Here is a 16815-nt window from a genome sequence, read left to right as displayed (position 1 = left end):
ATTTTAGTAACTTTAAAACAAGGAATAGTTTCAAAAACAACCTTTATATAGAAAACCAAGTAAAAAGACCAGCATGGGTAGCTTCAACTGTCTATAATGTTGGCGACTATGTAATGGTTGGGCAGAACACATATAAGGTCACAGTAGGTGGAACCGTTGCACCTTCTCATACTAGTGGAACTGCTACAGACGGTACCGTAACATGGCAGTATTTTTTCTTATATAACACAGCTATTAATATCATCAACTTCAAAAATTAGAGCGAATAATATTATCATTGACTCTGATAACTCAAATGACGTTTAAATGTCATGCAAGAAAATCAACCTCTCATTTACGGAAAAATACCTCAACGGTGAAGCGGTCTCTTTTATACAAACAAAAACATACAATTACCAGCCATTGCAATATGCACCGATTGTTATCGGGAATATATATTTAAAAGATGCGAACTTTAGTGATGTCGTTTTTGGATAACAATAACAGGATAGTTAAAAGCGGAACAAAATTGTATCTTTATAACAACGGGGAATATTTCATGTATGATGGAGTAACCGGAGCATTAAGGAACGTAGGAATAGAAAATGGAACTGCTCGTCCTAGTGCACCGTTCAAAGGTCAGGTTTTTATTGATACGATCAACAAGCAAATTTGGTACGACAGTGCTCAATGGCGGGATGTTATGGGGAATATCGTTTAAAGTATAAGAATAAACCCGAGAATAAGTTCTCGGGTTCTATGTTACTTGTTCTTATTTGGTTTATAAAAAAGACCGACAACAAATATTAATATTATAAAACAGTAAACACCAATTCTTTGGCGAGTGGATCCTCCTTCATAGGCAATACCCAATGCTAAAGCATGAATTATTATAGGAATTAAATATAAATACATTTTTTTTCTTAATGATTTGAATTTAATGAATTTATAAGCAAACATCAGTAATGTAAAACTGAATAATAAAGCAAATCCAGAATCAATTTGAACGTAACTATAGGTTGTTTTTTCACCAGAGAAAACTCCCCAAGGAAATGGCGCAAAAAACATATTAATTAATCCGTACGGGATAGTTAATATAGATCCGAGTAAAGATTGGTTTGATAAAAATTCTTGGCTGAGAGTGAGGTAATTTGACAAGAAAGTAAAATTGAACACAATTAATACAACTGCAATCAAAAATAAAGTTGATATAACTTTATTTAATACATTCTTGAAATGAATTCTGTTAAATATTACATCAAAACTAATTGCTGCTAGTACAGAGAACCCAGCATAAATTCTCGTAAGTATTAAACACCCAATTAATAAAGTAATTAATAATATGTGTTTTTTGTTTCCGAATTTATAGATATGGAAAATCAAAATCATTAAGAATAAGACTAGGCTATCCTTTAGAATGTTACTAGTAAACAATAAAAAATTAGCGCTTAGGATAACTAATATTGTCGAAACATATGAAATTCTTTTGCCGAATTCACTGTAAATAATCCTGTAAAAAAGTAATGCAGACAAACTAAAAAGAAAAATATTAACTAAGTAAAGCGAAAAATTTGTTTCGAAAATGTGTTTCGCAAAATACAACAAATAATAATAAAAAAATTGAGAAGTTCCTGTTACTGATTCCATCGTATAAAAATCCAAGTTACCAACAGTTACAAGGTCTTTTAAATTTGAAATGTATCTAAAGCTGTCTGGAAAAGGGGAAAACATAGACGTGTATAAAGTATATGCATAGTAAGACCTGAGTATAAACCCAAAAAAGATTAAAAATAAAATTGTTTTCGGTACAGGTTGTTCTTTTTCTAAGGAGAAAAAGAACAAAAAACCGCACAATAAAATAAGGATTAGAAAAAATGAGATAAGTTCCTCTGACCCAATTGAACTTATTAATGAATAACCTAATAAAAGAAAAGCTGAAACTATTAAAATAATTGATGAACTTAAAAAAAGTTTTCTTTTAATCATATAACGATACCACTCTCTATTTTTAGTGTTTTTGTACTATTGTATCGTCAAAAATAAATATTGTAAATCAAACTTTCAATAGGAAGAAAGAGCTACCCACTAACACGGAGCGGCTTTTTGGCGTTGTCTTAAATTCATCGAAGGGAGGTGTGGCATATGGCGGAACCTACAACTCGTGAACTGTACGATATTATAATCAAATGCGCGTAGATGTCGGCGTAATGAACACGAAAATGGATTTCGTAATGGATTCGAAGAAAACTGCGGAACGTGCGGAGGCAAAGGCGGATTTGGCGCTGGTCAAAACGGCCGAATTGGAGAAGGTTATCGATGGGATAAAGAAGTTGACAATATGTGCGACCGGGCTAATAGTGCTGGCGATTTTAACCATCGCTGGGCTATTGGTTACGATCCTTTTTCAATAGGACGTCGGCATGCCGTAGCTCTTCGCTGGACACGAATCAAATTAGGGCGCCGACCTTGAAGTAAGTATAGCACGTACAATTCGAAAGGGGAATGTTAAAATGGCAAATTTAGACGGATTGCACCCGATTGTTCGCGAAGCCACGGAGAAACTAATCGAAGTATGTAAGGAGAAAGGGATCGACATCATTATGGCGCAGGCTTACCGTTCCATTGCGGAACAGAACGCATTGTACGCGAAGTGACGGACGACGGTGGGCCCGAAAAGTAACCAACGCAAAAGGCGGCACGTCGTATAAGATGTACCAAACAAAAGTCCTTTAAAGAAATTCCCTCATTTTTTCACCTAACATATTGAACACAGCTCTCGGCTAGGTTTTCTTGTGATAATTATAAATATAAACGATTTCCTTTTATATGAGGCATTTGAGGCAATTACTTTACAATGTAATCCTTAAGAGAAAGCCGACAAGTTGAATCAGTCAGCTTTCTCATGAAATTAAAATAAACTTAAATATTTCTTACAAGGATCTTGATATGATGCTGGATTTTCTAGCAAACACTTAGCTTTAGAACAGACGGAAAAGATTTGGAAAGCATCATAACAAAGTTACAAAATGAGCTGCCGAATGCAAAAATTCTTATCATTTCACCAAACCCAGTCGCAAATGGTAAAACAGAGAATAGTTTAGGTTTGAATTATTTGAATTATATTCAAGCTTCCGAGCAGGTCATCAAAACGAATAAATGGACTTATCTGAAATAGCAAAGAAGAAATAGAGAAGAGGCTAAGTAAAAAGAATATGAGATTGGCTGATATACTGACAAACGATAACATCCATCCCAATGACCAAGGTCATTACATATGGTTCGAGGTTTTACAGGAATATTTTAAGTTGAAGAAGTAGTAAAAGGGGGAAAAGTGGCTATATCCACTTTTCCCCCTTTAATTTTACTCGTTGCACTGAAAGAAAGCGGTATCATAGTTTCTCAATCCTTAAAGACATCAATTTTCTTTCTTGAATAAATTCACGCATTTCCTCTTTCGATATTCCTGACCCCATAACATCCTGCATGATTTCCATCCACTCTTCATCCATGCCCTTGTCTGCTTGCTCATTCAACAGAGTATCGACCTTAATACAAAGGATTCTGGATATTTTTTCTAAAACTAATATAGTAGGGTTTGTTTGAAGGTTTCTTTCCAGTGAGCTTATATAGGATTTGGCAACGCCGGATTTTGTGGAGAGTTCACTAATGGACATTTTCCTTTCTTCCCTAAGCGACTTAACTCGGTAACCTATCATTTTGACCACACCTAACCATTAATATGAAAATTATATACTGTTTTAAACTATTACTTTCAGTTTACACATTTTCCTATCACTTTTAATGATAACTAGGCACTAAAATACTTGACAAAATTATATGTATAAAAGGATTTTCCTGTTTTGGTAGGCATTTAGTTAGGTCTATTTCAAGAAAATATTATAAAACTGATGAAACATCTAAGAAATATGGGAATGAGTTTATACTTAGGTTTAATTAAATTTAAGACAAAAATATTCTGGAAAATGCGTTATTTATATGTGATTAATGCAATATTTAAAAATTAGAAATTATTTCCTTTGTATTACCATTTTCTTTTTTGTAAAATTACTTTGGCACTTGAAAAGTATTCATTCAATGTAAATTTCATGTAAATTCCCTTAAAAAAACATTAATATAGGTAATATTATGGTATAATGCAATAGGTCATTTTTAACATATCAGGAGGATGAAATGGAAGAAACTATTAGTATTAAAGATATTTTTAAAACATTAAAGAAACGTTGGAAGCTAATCATGCTGCTGACATTGATTGCCGCTTTGATTAGTGGATCAATTTCTTATTTCTTATTAACACCCGTATACCAATCTTCAACACAGATCCTGGTTAATCAAAAACAATCGGAGAACCAATTGGACTCGACACAAATAAGGTCTAATATCGATATGATCAATACATACAGTGTGATCATAAAAAGTCCAGCGATTTTGGAGAAGGTCATTGATGAGCTTAAACTGGACCAAAGCGTAGATAAACTTAGTCAAAAAATCACGATTAACAGTCAAGAAAATTCACAGGTCTTCTCTTTAACAGTTCAAGATAGTAATCCGTCTCAAGCAGTAAAAATAGCAAACACTGTTTCTGAAACTTTTCAAAAGGAAATCAAGGATATCATGAACGTCGATAATGTTAGTGTTCTTGCCAAGGCAGAAATAAAGGAGAATCCTTCGCCTGTAAAACCTAATCCAGTATTAAATATAGCTATTGCGGTGGTGGTCGGATTGATGGCTGGAGTCGGCTTAGCATTCCTCCTGGAGTATATGGACAATACGATTAAGGACGAGGATGATATTGAGAAACTTCTAGAATTACCTATACTTGGTTCGATTCAAAAGATTACAAAGGTACATAATAAAGGATAATCCGGATAAGATGCAGTATGAAAGGAAGCGGGATTTTTGAGAAGTAAAGATGAAAAACAAGTGAATTTAATTGCGCAGACTAATCCAAAATCGCCTATTGCTGAACAATATCGATTAATTAGGACAAACATACAATTCTCTTCAGTAGATAAAGAAATCAAAACCATTGTGGTTACTTCATCGGAGCCTAATGATGGGAAATCGACTACAGCTGCCAACCTAGCGATTGTGCTTGCTCAAGAAGAGAAAAAAGTATTACTTGTGGATGCGGACTTAAGAAAACCATCGGTTCATTATGCTTTTAGCCTTAGTAATATACATGGACTTACTAGCGTATTGACAAAGAAAATGGACTTAAGAAAAACTATCTTGAATTCAAATGTTTCAAATTTAGACATTTTAACAAGTGGACCGATACCACCTAATCCTTCAGAGTTATTAAATTCCAAAGCGATAGAAACAGCTATTGATGAACTAAAAGAAATCTATGATTATATCATTTTGGATACACCGCCCGTTCTGGTAGTGCCGGATTCCCAGATTGTAGCCAATAAATGTGATGGCGTGATCATGGTAGTGGCAAGCGGCAAGACAAACAAACAAAGTGCAGTAAAAGCAAAGGACCTTTTAATGAAAGCTAACACATCCTTGCTTGGAGTTGTTTTGAATGGCGTTGAAACGGATAACAGCAATTATTATTACTATCAATCTTAATGAAATAAAACAATTTTCGACAAAATAACACCCTGTTTAATGGCAGTTTAATATGCTACTATTAGTCAGGGTATTAATTCCTATTTTCAGAATTCGGGTCTTTTTCCTATTCGTTTTATAAAGGAAGTGTATGAAATTTGATCGACATACATTGTCACATTATTCCAGGAGTTGATGATGGATCCGCTAACATTGAGGATAGTTTGAACATGGCAAAGAAAGCGGTAGAAGCAGGAATTACCCATGTTTTTGCCACGCCACATCACTTAAATGAGAAATATGTAAATGTTAAGAGTGACATCATGGATCGTGTTTTGAGGTTAAATGAGAGTTTTCTACTAAACAATATTCCTCTTACCCTTCATCTCGGACAAGAAGTAAGAATACACCGGGACATATTTACTTCACTTGAAAAGGATGAAATCCTAACTCTAGACGATAACGGTAGGTATTTGCTGCTAGAGCTTCCTTCAGGAAGGGTTCCTACATACACACAAGAAGTAATTTATGAACTGCTGCTGAAAGGAATAACACCGATTATCGTACATCCGGAAAGAAATAAGGAATTGATAGCGAATCATAAACTATTATTTGAATTGGTCCAGGAGGGCGCGTTAACTCAAATTACCTCTGGCAGTATCATCGGGAACTTCGGTAAAAGTATTCAATCATTTTCAAAAAAAATAATCGAACATAATCTGACTCATTTTATTGCAACAGATGCTCATAATATAGGCACTAGAGGGTTCACGTTACAGCATGCCTTTGAAACAATTACAAAAGTATATGGGATAGAACGTACATTTTATTTCAAAGAAAACGCTGAACAACTATTAAAGAACCAAAGTCCTGCTGTTGAAAAACCAGTGCCATTCAAAAAGAAAATCTTAGGGATCTTTTAGAATGATAGAAAACTAGGAAACGCTTACAATATTATAAAAAAAATTTGTCTTCATGTAAAGTTCTAAGTTGTATAGTTTATTGGGATGACAATATAGGTTGATAAATTACATTCATTTTGGTTGTGACTAGTTAAACGACAAATAGCCCCTAGGTTAGACATTTTAAAAAGTTGCAAAGGAGATATACAGCATAAGTCATTCTTATATCAAAAAGTTATACATGTGAAATAGAATACAATGCTTTAAATACTGTATTTAATAGTGAGAAATCAAACAATATTAAAGGGGGAAATGTGGTTGGCCTACCGAAAACGATTAACACTTCTGGCCCTATTAGACTCATTAATAGTATTATCGGCCATTTATGTAAGTTATTTATTCTTGTATCCCTATTTGGTAATATTTAAATTGCCAACGCTCTTAGTCACATCAGTCTCTTTATTAATCAGCCATCATTTTTTTGCTTCTATTTATAAACTGTATAAGAAGGCCTGGGAATATGCGAGTATTGGAGAGTTACTGTCCATTGTTAAAGCAGTTAGTTTGTCAGTTATTACAGTTATTGCCGTCCAATTAATGGTTTTTCAAGATGTTTATGTAAGAGCTATGGCATTGACGTGGATGATGCATGTCATCCTAATTGGCGGTTCCCGTTTTTCGTGGAGAATGCTGCGTGACCGCTTAATAAATAATCAAAAGGAAACACGGAATACATTGGTTATTGGTGCGGGATCTGCTGGAACCATGGTTGTACGTCAGCTCCTCAATAATCATGATACCGAACTTAAACCAGTGGCATTCATTGATGATGATCCGAAAAAAGATAAGCTAGACATATTAGGAATACCCGTTGTCGGTAACTCAAAACATATCCCCGAAATGGTTGGAAAGTATCATATAGATAATATTGTCATTGCGATTCCTTCATTAAGTAAGAAAGAATTGAAGGTCATCTTTGATGAATGTGTGAAAACGAATGCAAAAACACAAATCATGCCGATGCTTGAAGATATTATGTTAGGGAAAGTAGCTGTTAATCAGTTTAAAGAAGTGGAAGTAGAAGATTTATTAGGAAGAGAACCAGTCGAATTAGATATTAATAGTATTTCTGAATATGTAACTGGTAAGACCATATTAGTAACTGGAGCTGGAGGATCTATTGGTTCGGAGATTTGCCGTCAGATATGCAGATTCTCTCCGGGAACTCTTATAATACTAGGACATGGAGAAAATAGCATTTATCAGATTGACATGGAACTGAAAAAGCTATATGGCTATCAAATTGAGATCATACCTGTCATTGCAGATATTCAAGATCGAGATAGAATTTTTGAAGTGATGGACACCCACCGACCCGATGTTGTTTACCATGCAGCTGCACACAAACATGTTCCACTAATGGAATACAATCCACGTGAAGCAATTAAGAATAACGTTTTTGGTACAAAGAATGTTGCAGAAGCTGCAGATACTTTTGGTGTAGGTGCGTTTGTGATGATTTCATCCGATAAAGCTGTTAACCCAACAAACGTTATGGGATCGACCAAGCGCATTGCTGAAATGATCATCCAGCAGTTAGCAAAAAATAGCTCAACAAAATTTGTAGCGGTTCGTTTCGGAAATGTTTTAGGCAGCAGAGGAAGTGTTATTCCTTTATTTAAAAAACAAATTCAAGCCGGTGGACCAGTAACGGTCACCCATCCAGATATGACAAGATATTTTATGACTATACCTGAAGCATCCAGGTTAGTCATTCAGGCAAGTTCTTTGGCTAGAGGTGGAGAAATTTTCGTTCTTGATATGGGTGAACCAGTTAAGATTGTAGATTTAGCTACAAACCTCATTCAATTATCAGGTTATTCTATTGATGAAATTGGAATTGAATTTTCTGGTATTCGACCAGGGGAGAAGTTGTTTGAGGAATTATTGAATGAAGATGAGATTCATAATGAGGCTGTATTTCCAATGATCTTTATTGGAAACGCGATAGTTCGTAATTTTGATATGGTTGAGAAGTTGTTAGAAAACTGGGGTGATTTAACAGTCGAAGAGATAAGAGATTGTGTTTTAAAAATTGCAAACAATAAAAATGAGTATATTAAAATACCTATTTTAAATTAAACTTCTAGTAGAAAAAATCTGTGCAAACTAATGTTTGTGAAAAGGTGATTAGATGAAAGTATACCCTAAAGTTAAACGTGGATTTGATTTTTTATTATCTTTTTTTGCAATATTTGTATTGTGGCCATTTTTTTTAATAATAGCAATCATGATTAAATTAAGTTCTAATGGCCCAGTTCTTTTTAAGCAAAAACGTATTGGAAGACATAAGCGTGTATTTTATATATTGAAGTTTAGAACCATGAGAATTGAAGCTCCAAAAGACATGCCAACACATTTATTACAGGATCCATCTACCTTTATTACAAGTATCGGGAAATTCCTTAGAAAAACAAGTTTAGATGAATTACCACAGCTAATAAATATTCTTAAAGGGGATATGAGTTTTGTTGGTCCACGCCCTGCATTGTGGAATCAATATGATTTAATTGAAGAAAGGGATAAATATGGAGCAAACTATATTTTCCCGGGTCTAACAGGTTGGGCACAAATAAATGGCAGAGATGAATTGCCTATTAAAATTAAAGCAAGACTTGATGGAGAATATGTTAAAAGAATGGGGATTCTTTTCGATTTAGAAGTATTCATTAAAACGGTTTTCTCGGTTCTTAAAAGTGAGGGAGTCAAAGAAGGAAGCAGCCAATAATAAAAGGATTTAAGTCTAATAATCTAGAGTTGAGGGGGTTACTATGAATATATTAATCACTGGTGAAAAAAGTTATGTTGGCTTGCGTTTAAAAGATTGGTTAATGCATTCATATGAACCATATAATATAGACGTTGTAAGTTTAAGGAATGAAAATTGGAGAAGTATTGATTTATCTACTTATGATGTGATTTTTCATGTAGCAGCAATTGTACATAAGAAAGAAAAGCCTGATTCCGAAAATATATATTACAAGGTTAATAAAGAATTAACAATTGAGTTAGCGGAAAAAGCAAAAAAATCAGGAGTCAAGCAATTTATCTTTATGAGTACGTTATCTGTTTATGGAATAGAAGGTAAAATGAATCAAAAGGTAATAATTAATAATTCAACTCCATGTATTCCTAATTCTTTATATGGAAAGAGCAAACTTGAAGCCGAAATAGCGTTAAATGAATTAAATGATTTGCAATTTAAGGTCGCTATTATTAGGGCACCAATGATTTATGGTCCGAAATGTCCAGGTAATTATGTAAGATTAAGAAAGCTAGCGATAAAAGTACCTATATTTCCATTAGTGAATAATTTAAGAAGTATGATTTTTATTGATAATTTATCGGAGTTTATAAAAATATTAATAGAAAAGCAAGATTCTGGTTTGTTTTTTCCACAAAACAAAGAGTTGGTTAATACTTCAACTATGGTAAAACTAATTGCGCAAGAAAATTCAAGGAAAATCTATTTATCAGTAATTCTCGGTATCAGTATAAAATTAATTGGAAATCGAATAAAATTATTGAATAAAGTTTTTGGTAGTTTGATTATTGATCCGAGCTTATCCAATTATAAAAATTTATCATACTCTGTTGTAAATTTAAAAAATTCCATTGAAAATTCGGAACAAAACAAAGTAAAAGGTGTTAAGTCATGAAAAAAGTATTGATTTTAGCAAATCATCTTGATTGGGTATATTCATTAAGAAAAGAACTTATAGAAGAATTAAATAAATCTTATAAAGTAGTACTTTGTGTGCCTGTGAGTGGAGCTGAATTCAAATTAAAATATTTTAAAGATATGGGTGTAGAGATTGAGTTTATTAATTACCAAAGACGTGGGAAAAATCCCCTAAATGAATTAATCTTATTTGCTAAATACTATAAATTAATAAAAAAAATAAATCCGGATATCATTTTAACTTATACAATAAAACCTAATATATATGGAGCATATGCGGCTAAAAAACTTAAAAAACCAGTAATTATGAATATAACTGGAGTAGGTACGTCTTTAACCACATCCAAATTAAAGCATATAGTTATTAATTTATATAAATTTGCCTGTAAAGATGTAAATACGATTTTCTTTCAAAACCAAGAAAATTTTCGGGTTTTTATCTCTCAAAAAATATTTCATCCAGATAAGGCGATTTTAATCCCTGGTTCCGGTGTAAATATAACAAGATTTACACCACAAAAAAAAATAGGTGATGATAATAAAATAAAGTTCTTATTTATTGGAAGAGTGATGAAGGAAAAAGGTATCGATGAATATCTTGAAGCAGCGGGGAATCTAACTGAAAAATACCCTAATATAGAATTTCAGGTTTTAGGTCTTATTGAAGAAGAAAATTATAAAAATATTATTTCTAACAATAAAAGAATAAACTATTTAGGTGTTTCTAATGATGTTAGAAATGAAATCAGAGAAGCTGATTGTATAGTTAATCCATCGTATCATGAAGGAATGTCTAATGTGTTGCTAGAGTCAGCAGCTATGGGTAAACCACTAATAGCTTCCAATATATCTGGTTGTAAGGAAATTGTGGAAGATGGTTATAATGGGTATTTATTTGAAGTTAAGTCAGTATCTTCATTAGAAGAAAAACTCATTCAATTTTTGGGGCTTGATTCTAAAGAAAAAGAAGAAATGGGAGGAAAATCCAGAAGAAAAATTGAAGTCGAGTTTAACAGGGTTAAAATTATAGATGAGTATTTGAGAGCAATTGAAAATATATTAACAAGATAAATAACTAAAAAGTGAATGCATTAAATATAGAAAAATAGTGGTATACTTTTTTATTTTTAAAAAATATACACAAAAGGAACTAAGCATGGCTAAATTAAAAATAACATTAATTGTGGTTTTAATATTATCACTAAGTAGTAAAGGTTTAGGATTCTTCAGGGATATTCTCATTACAAATTATGTTGGTTTCAATGAAAAAACCGATGCAATATTTGTTGCAATTTCAATCTGTACCCTTTTATTCTCAATATTTAACACCACAATTAGAACAACATTCGCTCCAATGTTTTCTGCAAATTTTTTGCAAGATCCAATAACTGTAATTAGAGAATACAAAGAAATTAGACGATTTTTAATTCTTGTTATGTTTGTGACTAGTTTATTAGTTTTCTTTTTCCCTGGAATTTTTATAAAAATTATTACTCCAGGATTAAGTGGGGAAACTCTAACCTATGCATTAATATTTCTAAAATATTTGTCTTTTATAATATTTTTATATGGTGTCTTTTTTATCTCTACGGGTTTTTTACAGTCTATGAATATATTTCAAACAGTTGAGTACGGAAATTTGTTTAATAACATGGTTATTGTAACTTTTATTTTTTTATTCTATAAACATATGGGAATTAATTCTGTAATTTTTGGTTTACTATTTGGTGCTTTTATCCAGGCATTGTATGGTCAATTAAGATTACATAAAAGAATAAAAAGATACAAAGTTAAAAATGAAAAAAACTTATTTAATTACCATAAAATAAAGCAATTCATAAAAAATTCTCAATATATTTTATTTGGTAGTATGGTTTCTCAGCTAACTGTTTTATCGGACAAGTTTGTAGCATCTTTTTTAAATCAAGGAAGTATCACTGCTTTACATTATTCAAATGTTTTGAAAAATTTACCTTTGAATATAATAGTATTAGTAGTTACCAACATACTTTTTACTAATTTGTCAATTTACTATGTAAAAAATAAAGAAAAATTCAACTTTTTTATAACAGAACAAATAAAATACTTACTTTTCCTTATTTCTCCAATTTTTATTATGATGTTTGTATATAGTGAAGAAATAGTAAGATTATTGTATTTTAGAGGAGCTTTTACTGAAAGAGGTGTAGAAATGACATCTCAGGCTTTAATGGCATATTCAGCGGGCCTATTTTTCATTGTAATCAAAGAAGTACTTACAAAGGTATGCTATGCTGCAAAAAATACTAAGCTTCCATTATTGGTTTCAATTTTATCTCTAATTATTAATTTAGTTTTCAATTTCATACTAAGTTATTATTTTTATCATATCGGTATTGCAATAGCGACAACAATAAGTGTTATAATAAATTGTTTTGTGTTGTTATATTATTTAAATAAATTTAATGTAATTGAAAATGTAAAATTAATCTTAGTAATTACCTTTAAATATTCATTAATGTTACTAATTACACTGGTAAGTATATACTCTTTAAAAAATACAATTTTAATTAATTTTAGTGATAGGTTGAACTTATTATTTGGTTTAGGAATGATTTTTATTATTTATATATCATTCCATAAAAAACTTGGTATCGATCTTAAATTATTAAGGGTGAAAAGATAATGTTAATAAAAATATATCTAGTATTGTTAAAAAAAATCAACAGAAAGAAATATGCTCAAAAAGTTTATAAATTAAGAGAAAAACAATTGAAAACTTTAGGTGTGAAAATTGGGGAGGATTGTAGAATTGAAAATGCAAAGTTTGGTTCAGAACCTTACTTAATAACGATTGGTAATCATGTAACTGTGGGAGCTAACGTTCAATTCGTTACTCATGATGGTGGTGTATGGATCCTTCGTGAAAAGTATCCAGATATTGATGTTTTTGGTCCTATAGAAATTGGTGATAATTGTTTTATAGGTATTAACTCTATAATTATGCCGAATGTAAAGATAGGTGAAAACTCTGTAGTTGCTGCCGGTTCAATAGTTACCAAGAATATTGAAGCGAATTCTATTGTTGCGGGTGTACCAGCGAGATTAATAAGGAAAACGGCTGATTATGAAGAAAAAGTATTACGTAATGCCTTTCATACCAAAAAATTAAATTATGGTGAAAAAAAAAGTTTCTTAGTAAAACACTTCTATCAGAACTATAAAAAAGAACAAGGTGATTTTTATAAAAAATATGAAAATTGATGATCGTATTGCCGCATTAAATAAATGAATTGAGTTGGGATTTTCTTCTCTGTTTGGGGTAGGTATTGGCAATACTAATGAGAATATACTAGGTTTATCTTCTCATAATTTTTATATTCATATACTTTCTGAAGCAGGCATTTTGATTTATTTAATATTTCCTGTTGTTGTTTCTATTTTGATATATCTTAGTTTCAAAGAGATTAAACAAGGTATGAAAAATAAAATAATTTTAAATTTAACAGTATTCTTTTTTTTTATCTTGTTAAATGGATTTTTTACTCACAACATAATTAATATTAGTGTGTACTATTTTTTTCTTGCTTTATATATTACGAATATTGAAATACCGAGATTTAAAAATGGTAGTTAAGGATGAGGTGCACTGTGATAAGAAAAATAATGTTAAAATATTTATTGAACAAGTCTATAAAAAAAGGATTAAAATTGGGAAGTGATTGTCGAATATTAGGGGTTCCTAATTTTGGGAGTGAACCTTATTTAATAAAAATAGGAGATAGATGTACTATTACTAGTGGAGTTAAATTTGTAAATCATGATGGAGGGACTTGGGTCTTTAGAAGAGAGCCTCAATATAATCACATAAAGAAGTATGGAAGAATTGAAATAGGTAGTAATTGTTTTATTGGCATTAATTCAATTATAATGCCAAATGTAAAAATTGGAAATAATTGTGTTGTAGGAGCGGGATCTATTGTTACAAAAGATATACCAGACAATTGTGTTGCTGTAGGTAGCCCTGCTAAAGTAATAATGTCTTTAGAGGAGTATATACAAAAGAGCGAAAAGAATCGGACAATATTCCCCGAAGTTCTAGAAACTTCAAAAAGGGAATATTTAACCAATTTATTTTGGGGGGAATGAGATGCATATAGTCATGTTAATTTCTAGTTTTCATCCTTTGATAGGTGGGGCGGAAAGACAAGCACTAAGATTAAGTGAGAAGTTAGTAGATAGTGGAATTAGAGTTACCGTTTTAACAAGATGGCATGAAGGATTAAGAAAAGAAGAAAAGATAAATGGGGTAAATGTTAATAGAATTAAGGTTTCAAAAAATCCTAAATTAGCACCGGTTATATTTTTAATCAAAACTCTTAAATTCATTCGCGAGAATAAAAATGATATAGATATCATTCATGCTCACGCTCTAAGTGCACCGGGTTTGACTGCTGCTGTTGCTTCTCGTCTATTTAAAATCCCATCAATTGCAAAAATTGCTGGTGGTGGGAATAAAGATGGTTGTGAAATTATTAGAATAAGTCGTTCGGGAATTTTGGGCAAATTAAAAGTCATTTTTATGAAAAAGAATATTTCAAAATTCATTGCTATAAGTAAATTAATTGAAAAAGATTTATTGAAAGTTAAGGTTCCTGAATCAAAGATTGTATTTCTTCCAAATGGAATAGATTTGGATAAGTTTGCACCAATAAAAAATAATAATATAGATAATGAAAAAATAAATAAATTCGCTTTTATTGGAAGGTTAGAAAAGATTAAAGGGATAGATGTTTTACTTAATACATGGGAAAGTATGAGTAAAGAATTTCTGTCTAAAAATAAACTTCTCATTGCAGGTGACGGAAGAGAAAAACATTTTTTAGAGAATATGGATTCCTCAATTGAACATTTAGGGAAAGTAGATGATGTTTTAAAATTGCTCAATGAAATAGATATTTTTATTTTACCTTCAAGATATGAAGGGATTTCTAATTCCTTACTTGAAGCAATGGCAACTGAAAAAATAATAATTGCAAGTGAAGTTGGAGGCAATCCTGATTTATTAATAAATAATCTAAACGGATATTTATTTGAAAATGAGAATATTGACCAATTAAGAAAATTATTTAAGTATACAAGTGAAAACATTATAGAATTAAATGGAGTAGGAAAAGAGGCAAGAGCAACACTTGTTAAAAATGGTTTTGATTTATCAGAAATCCAAAGTAAATATAGGCATATTTATAATGAATTAACCCAAAAAAAAAATGCATAATTAGTATTAATTATAAAGATTATTAATAGTAATACTAATTATGATATTCCCTTTTATGTAATAATAGCCTTATTGGCAATTTTTATAAATATTTATGTTACATTAAAATTTCTTTTTAGGATAATTAACTATGGAATATTATTTGAAAATAATAGTACGCACTATTAATTGATCGATAGGTGGAGGAGTTTTATGACATTTCAAATAGTGAGAACTACATAAAATGAAACGGATAAAGTTAGTTCACTTAATCACAGGATTAGGAAACGGCGGAGCAGAAAATATGCTCGTAAAATTAATTTCCAATACTGATGCGGATAAATATGAATTACTGGTTATATCATTATTAGATAAGGGCGTGATGGGAGAAACGATAGAAAAGAAAGGTATAAAAATATATACACTAAATATGGGTTCAAAAGGTAGTTTACTGATTAAGCTAAAAAAGCTTTACAAAATATTTAGAGATGAAAAACCTGATATTCTACAGACTTGGATGTATCATGCTGATTTTATAGGTATATTTATTAAGATTTTGTTTCCAAAAGTTAAACTACTTTGGAACATTAGACACAGTAACTTTGTAAAGGGAATAGATAAAAGAAGGACTGTGATTATTGCAAAAATATGCGGTTTATTATCTTTTATTCCCAACGCCATTATATGCGGATCAAATTCAGCTAAGAAATACCATAAAAAAATTTACTACAAAGAAAGAAAAATGTTTGTTATACCTAATGGATTTGATACAAATCTTTATTTCCCAAATTCCAAGGTTAGAAAGGATATAAGAGAATATCTAAATATCCCAATAGATGCAATAGTGTTTGGACATGTAGGAAGGTATCATCCTTTAAAGAATCATGATCTCATCTTAAAAAGTTTTTACAAATTAAGAGAAATAAATGAGAACTGTTACTTAGTGTTATGTGGGAAAAATGTCGATATGTCTAATGAAAGATTGTCTTTTTTAGTGAATAAATATGATTTAAAAAATATTTTTTTACTAGGTGAAAGAAGGGATATACCTAACCTCATGCAGTGTTTTGATGCGTTATTACTTCCTTCGAAAAGTGAAGGATTTCCAAACGTAATTGGAGAAGCCATGGCAATAGGTGTTCCTTGCATTACTAGTGATGTTGGTGATTGCAGAGAGATTATTTCAAATACTGGGTATATCATCGAAGAAATTGAAACTATTAATTTGACAAATGCGTTATTGAAGTATATTGAACTCTCAAAAGATACCAAGAATAGTTTGAGTATAAACGCTCGTAAAAGAATTTTAGATAATTATAGTATAAGCGCAATTGTAAAAATGTACGACCATATATATAGAAAACTAATATAAGGAGAATGTA

18 protein-coding genes are annotated in these 16815 nt (G+C 31.1%); 16 read left to right on the top strand and 2 right to left on the bottom strand.

Translation table 11 applies throughout. The annotated features are described in order from the left end of the window. Positions 1-508: 508 nt before the first annotated feature. Positions 509-700: a hypothetical protein gene (locus tag NYE63_RS19890; protein ID WP_342602407.1), complete on the top strand. Its 192-nt coding sequence runs from the start codon at positions 509-511 to the stop codon at positions 698-700. 41 nt (positions 701-741) lie between these two features. Here NYE63_RS19890 and NYE63_RS19885 read toward each other — a convergent pair whose 3' ends face one another. Further along, the gene (locus NYE63_RS19885; RefSeq protein ID WP_342602406.1) at positions 742-1965 is read right to left on the bottom strand and encodes a hypothetical protein; all 1224 of its coding nucleotides are present in this window, start codon (positions 1963-1965) and stop codon (positions 742-744) included. Positions 1966-2186: 221 nt separating this feature from the next. Here NYE63_RS19885 and NYE63_RS19880 point away from each other — a divergent pair, with 221 nt between their 5' ends. From NYE63_RS19880 to NYE63_RS19870, 3 genes are all read left to right on the top strand, one after another. Next, on the top strand, positions 2187-2390 hold the full coding sequence (locus NYE63_RS19880; protein ID WP_342602405.1) for a hypothetical protein: 204 nt from the start codon (positions 2187-2189) through the stop codon (positions 2388-2390). Between the two features lie 99 nt (positions 2391-2489). Next, complete coding sequence (locus tag NYE63_RS19875; RefSeq protein WP_342602404.1) at positions 2490-2633, top strand: D-alanyl-D-alanine carboxypeptidase family protein; 144 nt, start codon at positions 2490-2492, stop codon at positions 2631-2633. A gap of 344 nt (positions 2634-2977) precedes the next feature. After that, on the top strand, positions 2978-3154 hold the full coding sequence (locus NYE63_RS19870) for a hypothetical protein (RefSeq protein ID WP_342602403.1): 177 nt from the start codon (positions 2978-2980) through the stop codon (positions 3152-3154). A gap of 214 nt (positions 3155-3368) precedes the next feature. Here NYE63_RS19870 and NYE63_RS19865 read toward each other — a convergent pair whose 3' ends face one another. Next, entirely contained in the window at positions 3369-3695 is a 327-nt protein-coding gene (locus tag NYE63_RS19865) for a helix-turn-helix domain-containing protein (protein WP_342602402.1), read from the bottom strand. A gap of 475 nt (positions 3696-4170) precedes the next feature. Between NYE63_RS19865 and NYE63_RS19860 the strand changes: the two genes are divergently transcribed. The 12 genes from NYE63_RS19860 (at position 4171) to NYE63_RS19805 (ending at position 16805) form a co-directional block, all read left to right on the top strand. Further along, complete coding sequence (locus NYE63_RS19860; RefSeq protein ID WP_342602401.1) at positions 4171-4860, top strand: Wzz/FepE/Etk N-terminal domain-containing protein; 690 nt, start codon at positions 4171-4173, stop codon at positions 4858-4860. A gap of 36 nt (positions 4861-4896) precedes the next feature. Next, positions 4897-5574 carry a CpsD/CapB family tyrosine-protein kinase gene (locus NYE63_RS19855; RefSeq protein ID WP_342602400.1) on the top strand — a complete coding sequence of 226 codons (678 nt, stop codon included), beginning with the start codon at positions 4897-4899 and terminating at the stop codon, positions 5572-5574. A gap of 137 nt (positions 5575-5711) precedes the next feature. Then, positions 5712-6476, top strand: a complete 765-nt coding sequence (locus NYE63_RS19850; protein WP_342602399.1) for a CpsB/CapC family capsule biosynthesis tyrosine phosphatase — start codon at positions 5712-5714, stop codon at positions 6474-6476. A gap of 297 nt (positions 6477-6773) precedes the next feature. Continuing rightward, a complete protein-coding gene (locus NYE63_RS19845) occupies positions 6774-8597 on the top strand; it encodes a nucleoside-diphosphate sugar epimerase/dehydratase (protein ID WP_342602398.1) in 1824 nt (607 codons plus the stop codon). Between the two features lie 52 nt (positions 8598-8649). After that, a complete protein-coding gene (locus NYE63_RS19840; protein WP_342602397.1) occupies positions 8650-9243 on the top strand; it encodes a sugar transferase in 594 nt (197 codons plus the stop codon). A 43-nt stretch (positions 9244-9286) separates the two neighbouring features. Continuing rightward, positions 9287-10174 carry an NAD-dependent epimerase/dehydratase family protein gene (locus NYE63_RS19835; protein WP_342602396.1) on the top strand — a complete coding sequence of 296 codons (888 nt, stop codon included), beginning with the start codon at positions 9287-9289 and terminating at the stop codon, positions 10172-10174. Continuing rightward, positions 10171-11268 (top strand): glycosyltransferase family 4 protein, encoded by a 1098-nt coding sequence (locus NYE63_RS19830; RefSeq protein WP_342602395.1) that lies wholly within the window; start codon positions 10171-10173, stop codon positions 11266-11268. Before NYE63_RS19835 ends, NYE63_RS19830 begins: the two co-directional genes overlap by 4 nt. An 85-nt stretch (positions 11269-11353) precedes the next feature. After that, positions 11354-12862: a murein biosynthesis integral membrane protein MurJ gene (gene murJ, locus NYE63_RS19825; RefSeq protein WP_342602394.1), complete on the top strand. Its 1509-nt coding sequence runs from the start codon at positions 11354-11356 to the stop codon at positions 12860-12862. Beyond that, on the top strand, positions 12862-13440 hold the full coding sequence (locus NYE63_RS19820) for an acyltransferase (RefSeq protein ID WP_342602393.1): 579 nt from the start codon (positions 12862-12864) through the stop codon (positions 13438-13440). Before murJ ends, NYE63_RS19820 begins: the two co-directional genes overlap by 1 nt. Positions 13441-13827: 387 nt before the next feature. Beyond that, positions 13828-14325, top strand: a complete 498-nt coding sequence (locus NYE63_RS19815; RefSeq protein WP_230176834.1) for an acyltransferase — start codon at positions 13828-13830, stop codon at positions 14323-14325. A gap of 1 nt (position 14326) precedes the next feature. Then, positions 14327-15454: a glycosyltransferase family 4 protein gene (locus NYE63_RS19810; protein WP_342602392.1), complete on the top strand. Its 1128-nt coding sequence runs from the start codon at positions 14327-14329 to the stop codon at positions 15452-15454. 223 nt (positions 15455-15677) lie between these two features. Then, positions 15678-16805 carry a glycosyltransferase gene (locus tag NYE63_RS19805; RefSeq protein ID WP_342602391.1) on the top strand — a complete coding sequence of 376 codons (1128 nt, stop codon included), beginning with the start codon at positions 15678-15680 and terminating at the stop codon, positions 16803-16805. The last annotated feature ends 10 nt before the right edge of the window (positions 16806-16815 follow it).

The sequence above is a fragment of the Peribacillus sp. FSL E2-0159 genome, from assembly GCF_038643155.1.
GTDB classification, from domain to species: domain Bacteria; phylum Bacillota; class Bacilli; order Bacillales; family DSM-1321; genus Peribacillus; species Peribacillus simplex.
The sequence above is the reverse complement of the archived record's forward strand: the minus strand, read 5'-3'. Positions and strand labels throughout refer to the sequence as shown.

Coding starts and splice junctions, on each gene's coding strand:
- NYE63_RS19885 (WP_342602406.1), bottom strand. CDS start 1,965: ATGATTAAAAGAAAACTTTTTTTAAGTTCATCAATTATTTTAATAGTT.
- NYE63_RS19880 (WP_342602405.1), top strand. CDS start 2,187: ATGAACACGAAAATGGATTTCGTAATGGATTCGAAGAAAACTGCGGAA.
- NYE63_RS19875 (WP_342602404.1), top strand. CDS start 2,490: ATGGCAAATTTAGACGGATTGCACCCGATTGTTCGCGAAGCCACGGAG.
- NYE63_RS19865 (WP_342602402.1), bottom strand. CDS start 3,695: ATGATAGGTTACCGAGTTAAGTCGCTTAGGGAAGAAAGGAAAATGTCC.
- NYE63_RS19860 (WP_342602401.1), top strand. CDS start 4,171: ATGGAAGAAACTATTAGTATTAAAGATATTTTTAAAACATTAAAGAAA.
- NYE63_RS19840 (WP_342602397.1), top strand. CDS start 8,650: ATGAAAGTATACCCTAAAGTTAAACGTGGATTTGATTTTTTATTATCT.
- NYE63_RS19835 (WP_342602396.1), top strand. CDS start 9,287: ATGAATATATTAATCACTGGTGAAAAAAGTTATGTTGGCTTGCGTTTA.
- NYE63_RS19830 (WP_342602395.1), top strand. CDS start 10,171: ATGAAAAAAGTATTGATTTTAGCAAATCATCTTGATTGGGTATATTCA.
- murJ (WP_342602394.1), top strand. CDS start 11,354: ATGGCTAAATTAAAAATAACATTAATTGTGGTTTTAATATTATCACTA.
- NYE63_RS19820 (WP_342602393.1), top strand. CDS start 12,862: ATGTTAATAAAAATATATCTAGTATTGTTAAAAAAAATCAACAGAAAG.
- NYE63_RS19810 (WP_342602392.1), top strand. CDS start 14,327: ATGCATATAGTCATGTTAATTTCTAGTTTTCATCCTTTGATAGGTGGG.
- NYE63_RS19805 (WP_342602391.1), top strand. CDS start 15,678: ATGAAACGGATAAAGTTAGTTCACTTAATCACAGGATTAGGAAACGGC.